We start from the raw sequence: 14779 nt of genomic DNA, 5'->3' as shown, positions 1-14779 counted from the left end.
TTGGTGGAATCCCGCTCGTCGTCCGTTCCGGGTGCGTACACCCGTGAGAAGGAGGCCTCGCCGCCGGCGGTCCGATCGATCCCGGGACCAGCGCGATGCGGGTATCGAACGGGAGGCCGACCCCGGGAGTTATAACCCAGTAGTATAACCTAGTTATCGATGACTTCGACACAGCTACAGGCCGCCCGTAACGGCACCGTAACGGCGGAAATGCGCCGCGTCGCCGATCGCGAGAACTGCGATCCGGAGTTCGTCCGGGAGCAGGTCGCCGAGGGACGGGCCGTCGTTCCGTCGAACCGGAACCACGACGCGCTCGATCCGATGATCGTCGGCCGCGAGTTCGCGACGAAGGTCAACGCCAACATCGGCAACAGCGAGACGACCAGCGATCGCGAGACCGAACTCGAAAAACTTCACACGGCGGTCCACTACGGCGCGGACACGGTGATGGATCTCGGCACCGGGAGCGACCTGGACGAGATCCGGGAGATGCACGTCCAGCACTCGCCGGTGCCGATCGGAACTGTGCCGCTGTACCAGGCGGTCAAGCGGGCGGGGAGTCCCGAAGATCTCACCACGGAACTCCTGCTTGACGTGATCGAAAACCAGGCTCGACAGGGCGTCGACTACATGACGATCCACGCCGGAATCCTGGCGGAACACCTGCCGCTGACCGAGAGCCGGAAGACGGGGATCGTCTCTCGGGGCGGTTCGATCATGGCGAAGTGGATGGAGGCCCACGGCGAGCAGAATCCGCTGTTCCAGACGTACGACGAGATCTGCGAGATCTTCGCCGAGTACGACGTCACGTTCAGTCTCGGGGACAGCCTCCGGCCGGGCTGTCTCGCCGACGCCTGCGACGAGGCCCAGTACGCCGAACTTGACGCGCTCGGGGAACTGACTCGTCGCGCATGGGACCGCGGCGTCCAGGTGATGGTCGAAGGGCCGGGCCACGTCCCGATGGACAGGGTGGCCGAGACCGTCGAGCGCCAGCAGGACGTTTGCGACGGCGCACCGTTCTACGTGCTCGGACCGCTCGTGACCGACGTTGCGCCGGGCTACGACCACATCACGAGCGCGATCGGTGCCGCGTTGGCCGCGCAGGCGGGCGCGGCGATGCTCTGTTATGTCACCCCAAAGGAGCACCTCGGCCTCCCCGACGAGGCGGACGTCCGCGACGGCCTCGCCGCCTACCGAATCGCCGCCCACGCAGGCGACGTGGCGAACGGCCGCCCCGGCGCACGCGACTGGGACGACGCCCTCTCGGAGGCCCGGTACGCGTTCGACTGGAGCGAGCAGTTCTGCCTCGCGCTCGACCCCGATCGGGCCCGCGACTATCACGACCGGACCCTTCCGGGTGACAACTACACGGACGCGCGGTTCTGCTCGATGTGCGGCGTCGAGTTCTGCTCGATGCGGATCGATCAGGACGCGCGGAACGACGGCGAGATGGAGCGCCTACGGGCGACGACCGATCTCGACGCTTCGCCCGCCGCCGACGTGAACCTCCCGCCCGTGGGTACCCACGAGACCGGAGCGGACTCGTCGATCGATACCGACGGGAAGCGACGGACCGAAACGCCAGGCAACGACTAGGTCGGCCATCCGACGCCCCGGTCCCGTCCCGGACCGTCGCACCGCCGTGCGCCGATCAGCGACGACCCTGACGACCGAATCGACGGGCCCCGCGGCGTCGATCGACCGACGGGACGATCTCGACAGTGCAGTTGTGACTCCCGTCAGTCGATTATATTACGCACGACTGGAATATTTACGAGCAGTGATGGCTTCCGTTCGACGCCGCAGGGTACTGGCGACACTCTCGTCGGCCGCCCTGTCCGCTACCGCCGGCTGTACCGAACTACTCGGCGACGGCTCCGACGAAGCGGCGACGCCCGAGTCCGACGCCCCCGAGACGATCGAGGAGGCGGCGATTCTGTTCGTCGAGGACCTCGCGGCCGATCGGATCGAGACGGCCTACGATCGGTTGCGGTCGGATGCGCAGGTCGAGACCGACCTGGGCGAACTCGAACGGATCTGGATGGGATACACGGCGGTCGGCGGCGCGTTCGAGTCGGTCGTCGACACCGACTTTCGCTTCGAGAGCACGCACAACGCCCTCGACGTCACGATGGCCTTCGATCGCACAACTGACGTCCTCCGGGTGCTGGTCGACGCCGACCTCGAGATTGCGGGGCTGTACTTCAACGGCGAGTACGAGTCGCCGGCGTACGTCGACGCCGATGCGATCGCGGAAGCGGACGTCACCCTCGAGCCGTGGGGCGCGATCGAGTCGCCCCCGGCAAACAGCTGTCCGCTCGACGGTCGACTCACCACGCCGATCGAGGAGGACGACGTGCCCGGCGCCGTCCTCGTCCACGACTCCGGGCGGAACGACATGAACTACTGGAGACCCGGCGGGGGAACGCGCGCATTCCAGGATCTCGCCGAGGGGCTCGCGACGCGCGGGATCGCGACGCTTCGATACGACGAGCGGACCTTCGCCTGTCCGATGGACGTTCCGGCCGAAGATCACACCCTCGATGCCGTCACCGCCGACGACGCGCTGGTCGCGATCGAGCGGTTGCGCGACGTCGAGGGTGTCGACCCCGATCGGATCGTCGTCGTCGGACTGGGGCTGGGCGGAATGGCCGCTCCTCGGATCGCCGATCGGGACGGGAATCTGGCCGGCGTCGTCGCGCTGGCCGCGCCGGGGCGTCCCTTTCACGAGGTCATCCTCGACGGACTCGAACACCGGGTGACCGTCGGCGAATACGAGTGGAACCGGCGGGCACTGCAATACGAGCGGTGGCAGACCGAGGTCGAACGAATCCGGGCCGGCGACTACGAACCGGACGAGCGGCTCGTGGGGAAACCGGGCGCGTTCTGGAAGAGTCTCGACGCGTACGATCACGTCGAGACGGCGCGTGCGATCGACGAACCGCTGTTTTTCCTGCAGGGCGGCCGCGATTTCGAGGTAACCGTCGAGGACGATCTCGAGCGGTGGCGATCGGAACTCGCGGATCGGCCCGCCACGACGATCGAGACCTACGACGAACTCAACCACCTGTTCATGCCGGGCAGCGGCCCGTCGGTCGGCTTCGAGTACTCCGTGCGCAACAACGTCGCCGAGCGCGTCGTCGACGACGTCGCGGACTGGATCGACGGACACTGACCGATCGGAACCGGGTCCGCGGTTCGCTGAGAGAGCGCCCACGACGATGGATTCATGCCCCCTCCGTCCAACGGCGACGGTATGGATACGGTTCGCGCGCTCCAGGTCGACGCGTTCACCGACGAACCGCTCACGGGGAACCCGGCGGGCGTCGTGCCCGACGCCGACGGGCTGTCGGAGTATCAGATGCAGGCGATCGCGAACGAACTCGCGCTCAGCGAGACGGCCTTCCTCCACGCCAGCGAGGCCGCCGATTACCGCGTCCGCTACTTCACGCCGACCCAGGAGGTCGACCTCTGTGGCCACGCGACGATCGGCTCGTTCGCTCACCTCTCCGACGAGGGACTCGAACCGGGACGGACGACGCTCGAGACGAACGTCGGCGTCCTCGAGATCGACGTCGGGGCGGACGGGACGGTCTGGATGACCCAGGACGCGCCGACGATTCGCGAGGTCGACGTCGGCTACGATCGAGTCGCGAACGCGCTCGGCGTCGATCAGGCTGCCCTCGAGGGTGCGAGCGCGGATCTCCCGCTGGCGGTGTCGTCGACCGGGCTGCCCTTCCTGATCGTCCCGATCACCTACCTCTCGGACCTCGGGAGCGCGGAGCCGGATCTGCGAGCGATCGAGGATCTCACCGACGACGTCGACGCGACGGGCGTCTACTGCTTCACGTTCGACGCGCTCGAGCCCGAATCGACGCTCCACGGCCGAATGTTCGCCCCCGGGGCCGGCGTCCCGGAAGATCCCGTGACGGGAACCGCGAGCGGTGCCGCCGGTGCCTACCTCGATCGGTTCGGGGCGTTCGACGACGACTTCCCGGACGAACTGCGACTCGAACAGGGCCACTACGTCGATCGGCCCGGAATCGTCCGGGTCCGCGTCGGGAGCGCCGTCCAGGTCGGCGGCCGCGGCGTGACGGTCCTCGACGGCTCGATCCTCGTGCCCGAGGACGAGGACGACGAGATTCTCGAGGCCTGAGACGGGCGGCTCCGACTCGTTGTCCTCTCGATCGCCACGGCCCGTCGCGATCGGTCTTCGAAGGGGTCTAATCGATAGTATCGGACGAGCGGACCGCTGTCGCTCCTGCGGATCGGATCACGTCCGCCAGCGTCGATCGGCACAGCCGCGTTCTGTCGTCCCGGAGTCGGCAGCCGCGTCAGCCGACGATCGATCCCGGTCGGCGGCTCCGAGGTGATCGCGCTCGTCGAACTGCCGCCCGGCGGCCCGGTCGACTGCACGGGGACGTATCACTCGATTTGAATAGCCGCGGGGGCGGATATACTCGAATTCAAACATACTCATCGATCGGTACGATTTCGAACTGATTATGGCCATATAATCGATCTATAGGGCCACTATCGGCCGTTTTCTGTTTCCCGTTCGATCGGAGATCGGACCAGTATTTGCCACCAAATTGGGAAAACTCATTCGCTCGCGAGTTGCGACTCGTGCGGACCGTTCGCAACCTTCTTTATTCGGTCGAATGACCACCCAGATAGAGATGGCTGTACTCTGGCTGGAGGAAATCAGCGCCGGCGACCTCGAGAAGGTCGGCGGGAAAGGTGCGTCCCTTGGCGAGTTGACGGGAGCCGGACTTCCCGTCCCGCCCGGATTCGTCGTGACCGCCGGGACGTACCGCTCGTTCATCGAAGAGGCGAACATCGACGAGGAGTTGTTCGCCGCCGTCGACGTCGACGTCGACGATTCGAGCGCGCTCGCAGACGCCGCCGAGCACGCCCAGGAATTGATCCTCGAGACGCCCTTCCCCGACGACCTCCGCGAGGAAATCGTCCAGTCCTACCGCGAGATCGGTACCGGTGACGCATTCGTCGCGGTCCGATCGTCCGCGACGGCCGAGGACCTGCCCGACGCCTCCTTCGCCGGGCAGCAGGAGACGTTCCTCAACGTCACCGAGGAGAACCTGCTCGATCGGGTCCGCGAGTGCTGGGCATCGCTGTTCACCCAGCGGGCGATCTACTACCGACAGGAGCAGGGGTTCGACCACTCCGCCGTGAACATCGCGGTCGTCGTCCAGCAGATGGTCGACGCCGAGAAATCGGGCGTCATGTTCACCAGTCACCCGTCGACGGGCGATCCGACGATGATCATCGAGGCCGCGTGGGGACTCGGCGAAGCCGTCGTCTCCGGTGCCGTCTCGCCGGACAACTACGTCGTCGAACGCGACGACCGATCGGTCGACGTGACCGTCGCCGAGAAGAAGGTCATGCACGTCAAGGACGAGGAGAGCGGGACAACCGTCGAACGCGAGGTTCCCCAGGACAAACGGAACGCCCGCGTCATCACCGACGAGGAGATCGACGACCTCCTCGACCTCGGCGAGCGCGTCGAGGACCACTACGACAACCCACAGGACGTCGAGTGGGCGATCGTGGACGGAGAGGTGTACATGCTCCAGTCCCGACCGATCACGACGATCGACGAGGGTGCGGAGGGGTTCGATCCAGCCGAGAGCGAAGGCGACGCAGCCACGGGACTCACCGACGGGAGCGGGAGTACTGCAGTCGAAAGCGGCGAAGCCGCCGAGGCCGGTGGCTCCGGCGACGTGATCGTCGACGGACTCGGTTCGAGTCCGGGGACCGTAAGCGGTCCAGCGCGGATCGTCGAGAAACTCGACGATCTCGCCAAGGTCGGGGAGGGCGACATCATCGTCACGGAGATGACGATGCCCGACATGGTCCCGGCGATGAAACGGGCCGCCGGGATCATCACCGACGAAGGCGGGATGACCAGTCACGCCGCCATCGTCTCCCGGGAACTGGGCGTCCCGGCGATCGTCGGGACCACGAACGCCACGACCGTCCTCGAGGACGGCCAGGTCGTCACGCTCGACGGCGACAAGGGGTCGGTGCTCGAAGGCCAGGTCGTCGAACCGGACGAGGAAGCCGAACCCGTCGAGGAAGTTCGGCCGAAATCGCCGGTCAAGCCGATGACCGCGACCGAAGTGAAGGTCAACGTCTCGATTCCCGAGGCCGCAGAGCGCGCCGCTGCGACCGGTGCCGACGGCGTGGGACTGCTCCGCACGGAGCACATGATCCTCTCGCTGAACCAGACCCCCGAGAAATTCATCGAAGAGAACAGCGCGGACGCCTACACCACCGAACTGATCGAGGGGATCCGCGGCGTCGCCGACGAGTTCTACCCGCGACCCGTTCGCGTCCGGACCCTCGACGCCCCGACTGACGAATTCCGCCAGCTCGAGGGCGGCGATGACGAACCGAAGGAACACAACCCGATGCTCGGCTACCGCGGCATCCGGCGCTCGATCGATCGGCCGGACGTCTTCGCCCACGAACTCGAGGCGTTCCGCCGGCTCTACGAGATGGGCTACGACAACGTCGAGATCATGTTCCCGCTGGTCAACGACGCCGAGGACGTCTACCGCGCCAAACAGCTCATGACCGAGGCCGGGATCGACCCCGAAAAGCGCAAGTGGGGCATCATGGTCGAGACGCCAGCGTCCGCGCTCGCGATCGAGGAGATGGCCGCCGCGGGCATCGACTTCGCCTCGTTCGGAACGAACGACCTCACCCAGTACACCCTCGCGGTCGACCGGAACAACGAACACGTCGCCGATCGCTTCGACGAGCTTCACCCGTCCGTGTTGCGCCTGATCGGCGACGTCATCGAGACCTGCCGCGAGCACGACGTCGACACGAGCATCTGCGGCCAGGCGGGCTCCAAACCGGAGATGGTCCAGTTCCTCGTCAACGAGGGAGTGAGTTCCATCTCGGCGAACATCGACGCCGTCCGCGACGTCCAGCACGAGGTCAAACGCGTCGAGCAGAAGTTGCTGCTCGATTCCGTACGATAGTCGTACGGTTCGACCGGCCGGAGACCACCGTTCCGCGCCGGCAAACGAGACGGAAACCGAATCGCCGTCCCGGCAGAGACGCCGCGAGGCCGCCCGGAACTCGTCGCCCAGTAGTACGATCGACCGGTAAACGCAAGTAATAAACCGTTGACCGTCTTCGCACGTGATATGCAAGCCGAGCCGCAAGCGTTCGATCGGGTGCTCTCGTCGATGTGTACGGAGCCACACCCGGTAGCACGCGACGCGGCCGAACGGTTTCTCGCGACGAATCCCGGCGATCCCGGCACGTATCCGACCATCGCAGCCCTCGAGGACGAGGCCATCGCGATGCTGGGCGAGATCGCCGGCCTCGACGATCCGGCGGGATACGTCGCCAGCGGCGGGACGGAAGCGAACGTCCAGGCCGTCCGCATCGCTCGCGAGCGCGCCGACACACCGACGCCGAACGTCGTCATGCCGGAATCCGCCCACTTCAGTTTTCAGAAGGCAGCCGACGTGCTCGGCGTCGACCTCCGGATCGTCCCGACCGACGCGGACCACCGGGTGGACCTCGACGGCGTCCGTTCCTGTGTCGACGAGGAGACGGCGCTGGTGATCGGCGTCGCGGGGACGACCGAGTACGGTCGCGTCGATCCGATCCCGGAACTCGGCGACGTCGCTCGGGAGGTCGACGCCATGTTCCACGTCGACGCCGCGTGGGGTGGGTTCGTCCTCCCCTTTACGGACTACGAGTGGAACTTCGCGCACGCGCCGGTCGACACGATGGCGATCGATCCGCACAAGATGGGGCAGGCCGCGGTCCCGGCCGGCGGGTTGCTCGTCCGCTCGGCGGAGTTGCTGGACGAACTCGCCGTCAACACGCCCTATCTCGAGTCGACCGCCCAGGCGACGCTGACCGGAACCCGATCGGGAGCGGGCGTCGCGAGCGCCGTCGCCGCCCTGGAGGAACTGTGGCCGACCGGCTACCGGACGCAGTACGTCCGCTCGCAGAACAACGCCGAGTGGCTCGCCGACGCGCTGGAGAAGCGGGGGTACGAGGTCGTCGATCCGACCCTGCCACTCGTGGCAGCGGACGTCCCCCGATCGACCTTCGACGCGCTCCGGGACCGGGGCTGGCGCATCTCGCGGACCGGGACCGGCGAACTCCGGATCGTCTGTATGCCCCACGTCACCCGGGAGATGCTCGCCTCGTTCATCGGCGACCTCGATCGACTCGAAGTGCGCGCGAGCGTGCCGATCGCCTGCGACGACTGACGGGCGATCGACGACCGAGGGACGAACCGACGACGAGTCACCAAACCGACACGCGTTTTTGACCGCCGTCCCCAGGTATCGCCATGAATCCCGACCGACAGGACGGGATCGCGATCGTCGGGCTCTCGTTTGTCGCCGATCCGGCGGTTCTTTCGGCTGCCCTCGGCGGACTTCTCCTCTCGATCGCCGTCTGGCGACTCTACGGCGGGAAGCCGTGGGAGGCGCTGGCCTGACTCGCCTGGGTCGGCGCCGCGATCGGACTCGTCCTCGCTCCCGACGGCCCGGCGTTCGCCGCGCTCGTTCTCGGGCCGCTGGTGATCGGTTCGGGGTTGCTCTTCGCCCGCCGATTCGAGTTGCTCCCGCCGATCTGGGACGCCGATCGAGGTCCGACCGACGAGTAGAGTAGAACACCGACGGCGAAAGCGGCGACGGGCCCGTGAACGTCGATCGCCGGGGAACGATCGGAAACGTGAACGAGAGCGCGGCGTGACGGCCGTCGGTACTGACGGCTATTCGGACCGTCGACTGCTCTGCCCGTACTGTCAGCTTCTGTTTGGGTACGTCGAACGGAGAGAATCGGTTGTGATTCCGCCCGTCGCGATCGGGCGGACGGTGACGATCTGACTCGGTCGGTCTACCGAATCAGAAGAACGTTCCCTGCAGGAACGTGATGTACTCCCGGATTGCGAGGTACACCGTGTAGAGGAGCACCACCGGGACGACGAACCGGACGACGTTGATCCAGTACGCGTCGAAGCCGTCGTTTCCGCCGCGCCCCTGCCCGAGTTCGTCGAGGGCGTCGGGGGCGTAGATCCAGCCGATGAAGATGGAGAGCACCAGCCCGCCGACGATGAGCAGGATGTTGTTCGCGAACAGGTCGTAGGTGTTGAGGTACGTCAGGTCCGTCGCGGTCGGAATGCCCACGACGAAGATGATCGCCGCCAGTCCGAGCGTCGCCGGAACGCGATCGACGTCGAACGTGTCCACGACGAACGAGACGACGACTTCGAGGATGCTGAACGCGCTGGTCAGCGCGGCGATCAGCAGCATGATGAAGAAGATGCCGCCCACGATCGTTCCGGCCGGCATGGTCTCGAACGCTGTCGCGAGGCTGATGAAGACCGCGCCGGCGCCGCCACCGCCGGTTTCGAGGGCGACGCCCTGGGAGGCGAGGAACGGGAAGGCGACGAAGCCCGCCAGGATCGCGATGAACGTGTCGATCGCGACGATGATGAGCGAATCGTTGAGCAAGTTCCGGTTCTCGCCGAGGTAGGAGGAGTAGGTGATCATCACGCCCATGCCGAGCGACAGCGTGAAGAACGCCTGTCCGGCCGCGGCGGGCAGGATGTCGACGGCGTCGGAGACGAACGTGTCGACGTTGGGCGAGAGGTAGAACTCGTACCCGGCGCCCGTGTTCGGGAGCGTCGCGGCGTACACGGCGAGGCCGACGAGGAGCACGATGACGCTCGGCACCATCAGCTTGGCCGCCCGCTCCAATCCGTCGCGGACGCCGAGGGAGACGATGCCGGCCACGAGCGCCATGAAGATAGCGTGGTAGATGATCGCGTTCGTCCCGGTCGCGGTCTCGACGAAGAACGCTTCCGCGTCGCCACCGTAGCCGCCGGTGAAGCTGGCGACGATGTACTGGAGCACCCAGCCGCCCACGACGCTGTAGTACGAGAGGATGATGAAGCCGGCGACCGCGCCTATCACTCCGGCGAACTTCCAGGTCGGATGGCCGAGGCGTCTGAACGCGCCGATCGGGTTCCGCTCCGACCGCCGGCCGATGACGAACTCGACGAGCATCACCGGAAGCCCGATGAGCGCGACGAGAAACAGGTAGACGAGCACGAACACTGCGCCACCCGATTCGGCCGTCAGGAACGGGAACCGCCAGATGTTTCCGAGTCCGACTGCGCTACCAACGGCGGCCAGGATGAATCCTGCCCGGGTCGCCCACTGCTCGCGCGGAATATCGATTGAACTCATACCACTCGGTTTCACCGTATTTATCAAAAGTCCTCTGAATCGTCCACGCGAGTAATCGCCGTATTCGCGCGTTATGTGAGGTATATCACACGTTTCCGAAAATGAGTTTCTGTAAATATAATATGCAGTTCGTTTGATCTGACGAGACCGTATCGACCGGTACCGACGGCCGATCCGGATCCCGGTCGGTGGCGTCCGGCCGCTTCCCATCGATCGAAAACCGGCGGGTTTTACGCCCGGCACCCACTCATGACGCATATGAGCAACGACTTTCCGACGGAGACGCCCGCGGTCGTGACCTGCGGGTTGCCGTACGCGAACGGCGACCTCCACATCGGTCACCTCCGTGGCTACATCGGCGCAGACGCGTTCAACCGTGCCCTCGAGACGCTGGGCCAGCAATCGGCCTACGTCTGCGGGTCTGACATGCACGGCACGCCGGTCGCCGTCAACGCCGAACAGGAGGGCGTCGACCCGGAGGACTTCGCGCTGGAGTGGCACGAGCAGTACGAGGAGACGTTCCCGCAGTTCAACGTCGAGTTCGACAACTACGGTCACACTCACGACGAGACCAACACCGAACTCACCCAGGACATCGTCCGCACGCTGGACGAGGAGGGGTACATCTACGAGAAAGAGATCCAGGTCGCCTACGATCCCGAGGCCGACCAGTACCTCCCCGATCGGTACGTCGAGGGGACCTGTCCCTACTGCGGCGCGAAGGCCCGCGGCGACGAGTGTGACGAGGGCTGTCAGCGCCACCTCGAACCCGGCGAGGTCGAGGACCCGACCAGTACGATCACGGGGAACCCGGCGGAGTACCGCGATCGCACCCACAAGTTCTTCGAGGTTTCGGAGTTCGCGGACTACCTCACCGAGTTCCTCGATGGCCTCGAGGGAACCTCGAACGCCCGAAACCAGCCGCGCCAGTGGATCGAGGACGGACTGCAGGACTGGTGTATCACGCGGGACATGGACTGGGGGATCGACTACCCAGAAACCGACAGCGACGGCGAGTCGGACCTCGTCCTCTACGTCTGGGTCGACGCTCCCATCGAATACATCTCGAGCACGAAACAGTACTCCGAACGCGTCGGGACCGAGGAGTACGACTGGGAGCAGGTCTGGCGCGATGACGGCGAAATCGTGCACGTCATCGGCCGGGACATCATCCAGCACCACACGATCTTCTGGCCCGCGATGCTCGAAGGGGCCGGCTACACCGCCCCGCGCGGGGTCGCCGCGACCGGCTTCATCACGATCAACGGCAAGGGACTCTCGACCAGCCGAAACCGCGCCATCTGGGCGAAAGAGTACCTCGAGGAAGGGTTCCACCCGGACCTGCTTCGGTACTACCTGACGACGACCGGCGGCCTTCAGCAGGACGTCGACTTCTCCTGGGACGCCTTCCAGGAGAAGGTCAACGGCGAACTCGTCGGCACGGTGGGCAACTTCTGGTACCGATCGCTGCTCTTTGCCTACCGGAACTACGAGGGGACGCCGGAGGCCGACGTCTCCGAAGCGGTCCGCGAGCGCATCGAGGGCGCGATCGGCGACGTGCGCGAGAGCGTCAACGACTACTCCACGCGCGGGGTCGGCCAGGCGGCCGTCCAGCTAGCCCAGTTCGGAAACGAGTACATCCAGCGCAACGAACCCTGGAAGCTCACGGACGAGAATCCCGAGGAAGCGGCGCAGGTCATCCGCGACTGCGTCCAGATCGCCAAAGCCGTCGGCGTCCTCCTGGAGCCGATCGTACCCGACAAGGCCCAGGGGCTCTGGGAGCAACTCGGCGAGGAAGGCGAAATCGCGGACGCCCACCTCGAGGACGCCCTCGAGGCACCACCCCGGACCTTCGACGAACCCGGCGAACTGTTCGCGAAGATCGAGGACGACCGGGTCGCGGAACTCAACGAGAAACTCGAAGCGCGCGTCGAAGCCGCATCGGACGATGGCGACGCGGACGAGGAAACCGAAAGCGACGACACCGCCGCGGACGAATCCACGTCCATGGCAGACACGGACGATCTCGAGCCGCTACTCGAGGATCGCATCGGATTCAAGGACTTCCAGGACCTGGACATCCGCGTCGGGCGGATCGAGGACGCCGAGGGGATCGAGGGCGCGGACGACCTCGCACGCCTCGAAGTCGACATCGGGTTCGAGACCCGGCAGGTGGTCGCGGGAATCAAGCAACTCCACGACCTCGAAGAACTCCCGGGCCAGAAGTGCGTCCTGCTGGCGAACATGGAACCCGCAGAGTTGTTCGGCGTCGAGTCCAACGGCATGATCCTCGCGGCCGGCGACGAGGCCGACCTGCTGACGACCCACGACGACGCCGCGATCGGCGAGAAAATCCGGTAGCGATCTAGAACAGTCCCGTCACGGTCCCATCTGCCTCGAGGTCGATCTCGAGTGCAGCCGGATCCGACGGGAGGCCGGGCATCGTGAGGACGTCACCGGTGAGCGCGACGACGAACCCCGCGCCTGCCGAGGGTCGGAGTTCCCGGACCGTCAGCTCCCAGCCCTCCGGCACGCCGTTTTTCGACGGATCGTCGCTGAACGAGTACGGCGTCTTCGAGAGACAGACCGGGGCGTCCGCGATTCCGATCGATTCGAGTCGATCGAGATCCGCGCGGGCGTCCTCCGTGAAGGTGACGCCGTCCGCACCGTAGACGCGGGTCGCGACCGTCTCGATCTTCTCGGCGACCGGCGCGTCCTGGTCGTATAGCGGTTCGAAGTCGTCGCTGTGCTCGTCGACGGCGTCGTCGATCGCCTTCGCGAGGTCGATCCCACCGTCGCCGCCGTCCCGGTAGACCGTCGATTCGGCGGCCCGGACGCCGAGGGTCTCCCGACAGTGTTCGAGGATCGCGTCGACTTCGTCGTCCGCGTCCCCGGGGAACCGGTTGACGGCGACGACGACGGGAACCCCGAACGATTCGAGGACTGCCACGTGCCGATCGAGGTTCTCGAAGCCGGCGCGGACGGCGTCGACGTCGGGCTCTTCGAGGGCCTCGAACTCGACGGGCCACATGTCCTTGCCGTGGTACTTGAGCGCGCGGACGGAGACGACCAGCGTCGCGGCTGCGGGCTCGATGCCGGCGGCCGGAGCGACGATGTCGAAGAACTTCTCGGCCCCGAGGTCCGCACCGAAGCCGGCCTCCGTGACGACGTAGTCGGCGAGTGCGCCGCCGACCCGGTCCGCGACGATCGAGTTCGTTCCGTGAGCGATGTTCGCGAACGGGCCCCCGTGGACGAACGCCGGCGTTCCCTCGATCGTTCCGACGACGTTGGGCCGGAATGCGTCCTTGAGCAGCACGGCGACCGCGCCGGTTACGCCGAGGTCGTCGACGGTGACGGGGTCGTCGTCGGCGTCGTAGGCGACGACGATCCTGCCGATCCGATCTTTCAGGTCGGCGATACCGTCGGCCAGACAGAGAACGGCCATCAGCTCCGATGCCGCCGTCAGGACGAATCCGTCCTCGCGAGGCCGTCCGTTCGCCGAGCCTCCGAGTCCGACGACGAGGTCGCGCAGCGCCCGATCGTTGGCGTCGATCGCCCGCGGCCAGACGACCTCGGTGGGGTCGACGCCGAGGTCGTTCCCCTGATGGACGTGGTTGTCGAGCGTCGCCGAAATCAGGTTGTGTGCGGCCGTGACCGCGTGGAGGTCGCCCGTGAAGTGCAGGTTGATGTCCTCCATCGGAAGGACCTGGGAATAGCCGCCGCCGGCCGCGCCGCCCTTGATCCCGAACACCGGCCCGAGTGAGGGTTCGCGGATCGCCGCGACGGCGGTCTTGCCGAGCCGATCGAACGCCTGTGCGAGGCCGACGTTCGTCACCGTCTTCCCCTCGCCGCGTGGCGTCGGCGTCATGCCGGTGACGAGGACGTATCGGGCGTCGGCCGTCGATCGCTCGGTGAGCCGTCGGGTCGTCTCGGCCGTGAGCTTGGCGACGCGATCCCCGTACCGATCGAGATCGGCGGGCTCGAGACCGAGCGCGGCGGCCACGTCCTCGATCGGACGTTCGGTCGCCGCGCTCGCGATTTCGGCGTCCGACGGCATCGATCGCTCGGGAGAGTGTGTGCTCATAGTGGCTGGTACGCCGTCTTCCCGGTCAAACCTGGGTCACGATTACCACGGCGCGGGAACGAACGTGACCGTCGTCGATCGTCTCGGCCGGCGGCCCGATCAGATCTCGTCGACCAGGTTCGAGAAGTCGTCGGTGTCGACGATCTCCATGGTCTGGCCCTCGAGCCCGTGGCGACGGAGCGTCAGCGCACACTTGAAGCCCGCCTCGTTGTCTGCCGCCTCGAACAGGACGAGGAAGTCGTGTGCCCCGAGGATCGCGTACGAGTCCAGCAGTTCGGCGTTGTGTTGTTCGAACTCGGTCTGGATCTCGCCCCAGATCGAGGCCATCTCCTGGGCGTTCTGAACGTCCCGATCGCCGAGTTCGATCAGCGAGGCGTAGGTGGGCATACGTCAGGCTTCACGAGACGATGGAAAACGGTTGGCGTGGCACAGGACGGCCGCT

General features: G+C 66.2%; 11 protein-coding genes. 7 read left to right on the top strand and 4 right to left on the bottom strand.

Going from position 1 to position 14779, the window contains the following annotated elements:
* Positions 1-159 precede the first annotated feature (159 nt).
* From thiC to MUG98_RS01320, 3 genes are all read left to right on the top strand, one after another.
* A complete protein-coding gene (thiC, locus tag MUG98_RS01330; RefSeq protein WP_265110389.1) occupies positions 160-1596 on the top strand; it encodes a phosphomethylpyrimidine synthase ThiC in 1437 nt (478 codons plus the stop codon).
* 187 nt (positions 1597-1783) lie between these two features.
* Positions 1784-3175: an alpha/beta hydrolase gene (locus MUG98_RS01325; RefSeq protein WP_265110388.1), complete on the top strand. Its 1392-nt coding sequence runs from the start codon at positions 1784-1786 to the stop codon at positions 3173-3175.
* 81 nt (positions 3176-3256) lie between these two features.
* The gene (locus MUG98_RS01320; protein WP_265110387.1) at positions 3257-4156 is read left to right on the top strand and encodes a PhzF family phenazine biosynthesis protein; all 900 of its coding nucleotides are present in this window, start codon (positions 3257-3259) and stop codon (positions 4154-4156) included.
* 117 nt (positions 4157-4273) lie between these two features.
* Here the strand turns inward: MUG98_RS01320 and MUG98_RS01315 are convergent, their stop codons facing one another.
* Positions 4274-4429, bottom strand: coding sequence for a hypothetical protein (locus tag MUG98_RS01315; protein ID WP_265110386.1), 156 nt, complete (start codon positions 4427-4429; stop codon positions 4274-4276).
* Between the two features lie 250 nt (positions 4430-4679).
* On the opposite strand from MUG98_RS01315, the gene ppsA reads away from it, so the two are divergent.
* From ppsA to MUG98_RS25205, 3 genes are all read left to right on the top strand, one after another.
* Positions 4680-7010 carry a phosphoenolpyruvate synthase gene (gene ppsA, locus MUG98_RS01310; protein WP_265110385.1) on the top strand — a complete coding sequence of 777 codons (2331 nt, stop codon included), beginning with the start codon at positions 4680-4682 and terminating at the stop codon, positions 7008-7010.
* A 168-nt stretch (positions 7011-7178) separates the two neighbouring features.
* Complete coding sequence (mfnA, locus tag MUG98_RS01305; protein ID WP_265110384.1) at positions 7179-8264, top strand: tyrosine decarboxylase MfnA; 1086 nt, start codon at positions 7179-7181, stop codon at positions 8262-8264.
* 83 nt (positions 8265-8347) lie between these two features.
* Positions 8348-8497, top strand: a complete 150-nt coding sequence (locus MUG98_RS25205) for a hypothetical protein (protein WP_320443103.1) — start codon at positions 8348-8350, stop codon at positions 8495-8497.
* A gap of 409 nt (positions 8498-8906) precedes the next feature.
* Here MUG98_RS25205 and MUG98_RS01295 read toward each other — a convergent pair whose 3' ends face one another.
* Positions 8907-10253: a sodium-dependent transporter gene (locus MUG98_RS01295; RefSeq protein WP_265110383.1), complete on the bottom strand. Its 1347-nt coding sequence runs from the start codon at positions 10251-10253 to the stop codon at positions 8907-8909.
* 258 nt (positions 10254-10511) lie between these two features.
* Between MUG98_RS01295 and metG the strand changes: the two genes are divergently transcribed.
* Positions 10512-12614, top strand: coding sequence for a methionine--tRNA ligase (metG, locus tag MUG98_RS01290; protein WP_265110382.1), 2103 nt, complete (start codon positions 10512-10514; stop codon positions 12612-12614).
* 4 nt (positions 12615-12618) lie between these two features.
* Here the strand turns inward: metG and MUG98_RS01285 are convergent, their stop codons facing one another.
* A complete protein-coding gene (locus tag MUG98_RS01285; RefSeq protein ID WP_265110381.1) occupies positions 12619-14337 on the bottom strand; it encodes a formate--tetrahydrofolate ligase in 1719 nt (572 codons plus the stop codon).
* A gap of 99 nt (positions 14338-14436) precedes the next feature.
* Positions 14437-14724, bottom strand: a complete 288-nt coding sequence (locus tag MUG98_RS01280; RefSeq protein ID WP_265110380.1) for a GYD domain-containing protein — start codon at positions 14722-14724, stop codon at positions 14437-14439.
* Between the last annotated feature and the right edge of the window lie 55 nt (positions 14725-14779).

It is taken from the genome of Halosolutus halophilus (assembly GCF_022869805.1).
GTDB lineage: Archaea > Halobacteriota > Halobacteria > Halobacteriales > Natrialbaceae > Halosolutus > Halosolutus halophilus.
Note: the sequence above shows the minus strand (reverse complement) of the source record. Positions and strands in the feature narration are given on the sequence as shown.

What these genes read in the sequence shown, in the direction of transcription:
- MUG98_RS01325 (WP_265110388.1), top strand. Translation starts at nt 1,784, where the DNA reads ATGGCTTCCGTTCGACGCCGCAGGGTACTGGCGACACTCTCGTCGGCC.
- metG (WP_265110382.1), top strand. Translation starts at nt 10,512, where the DNA reads ATGAGCAACGACTTTCCGACGGAGACGCCCGCGGTCGTGACCTGCGGG.
- ppsA (WP_265110385.1), top strand. Translation starts at nt 4,680, where the DNA reads ATGGCTGTACTCTGGCTGGAGGAAATCAGCGCCGGCGACCTCGAGAAG.
- MUG98_RS01280 (WP_265110380.1), bottom strand. Translation starts at nt 14,724, where the DNA reads ATGCCCACCTACGCCTCGCTGATCGAACTCGGCGATCGGGACGTTCAG.
- MUG98_RS01295 (WP_265110383.1), bottom strand. Translation starts at nt 10,253, where the DNA reads ATGAGTTCAATCGATATTCCGCGCGAGCAGTGGGCGACCCGGGCAGGA.
- thiC (WP_265110389.1), top strand. Translation starts at nt 160, where the DNA reads ATGACTTCGACACAGCTACAGGCCGCCCGTAACGGCACCGTAACGGCG.
- MUG98_RS25205 (WP_320443103.1), top strand. Translation starts at nt 8,348, where the DNA reads ATGAATCCCGACCGACAGGACGGGATCGCGATCGTCGGGCTCTCGTTT.
- MUG98_RS01320 (WP_265110387.1), top strand. Translation starts at nt 3,257, where the DNA reads ATGGATACGGTTCGCGCGCTCCAGGTCGACGCGTTCACCGACGAACCG.
- mfnA (WP_265110384.1), top strand. Translation starts at nt 7,179, where the DNA reads ATGCAAGCCGAGCCGCAAGCGTTCGATCGGGTGCTCTCGTCGATGTGT.
- MUG98_RS01285 (WP_265110381.1), bottom strand. Translation starts at nt 14,337, where the DNA reads ATGAGCACACACTCTCCCGAGCGATCGATGCCGTCGGACGCCGAAATC.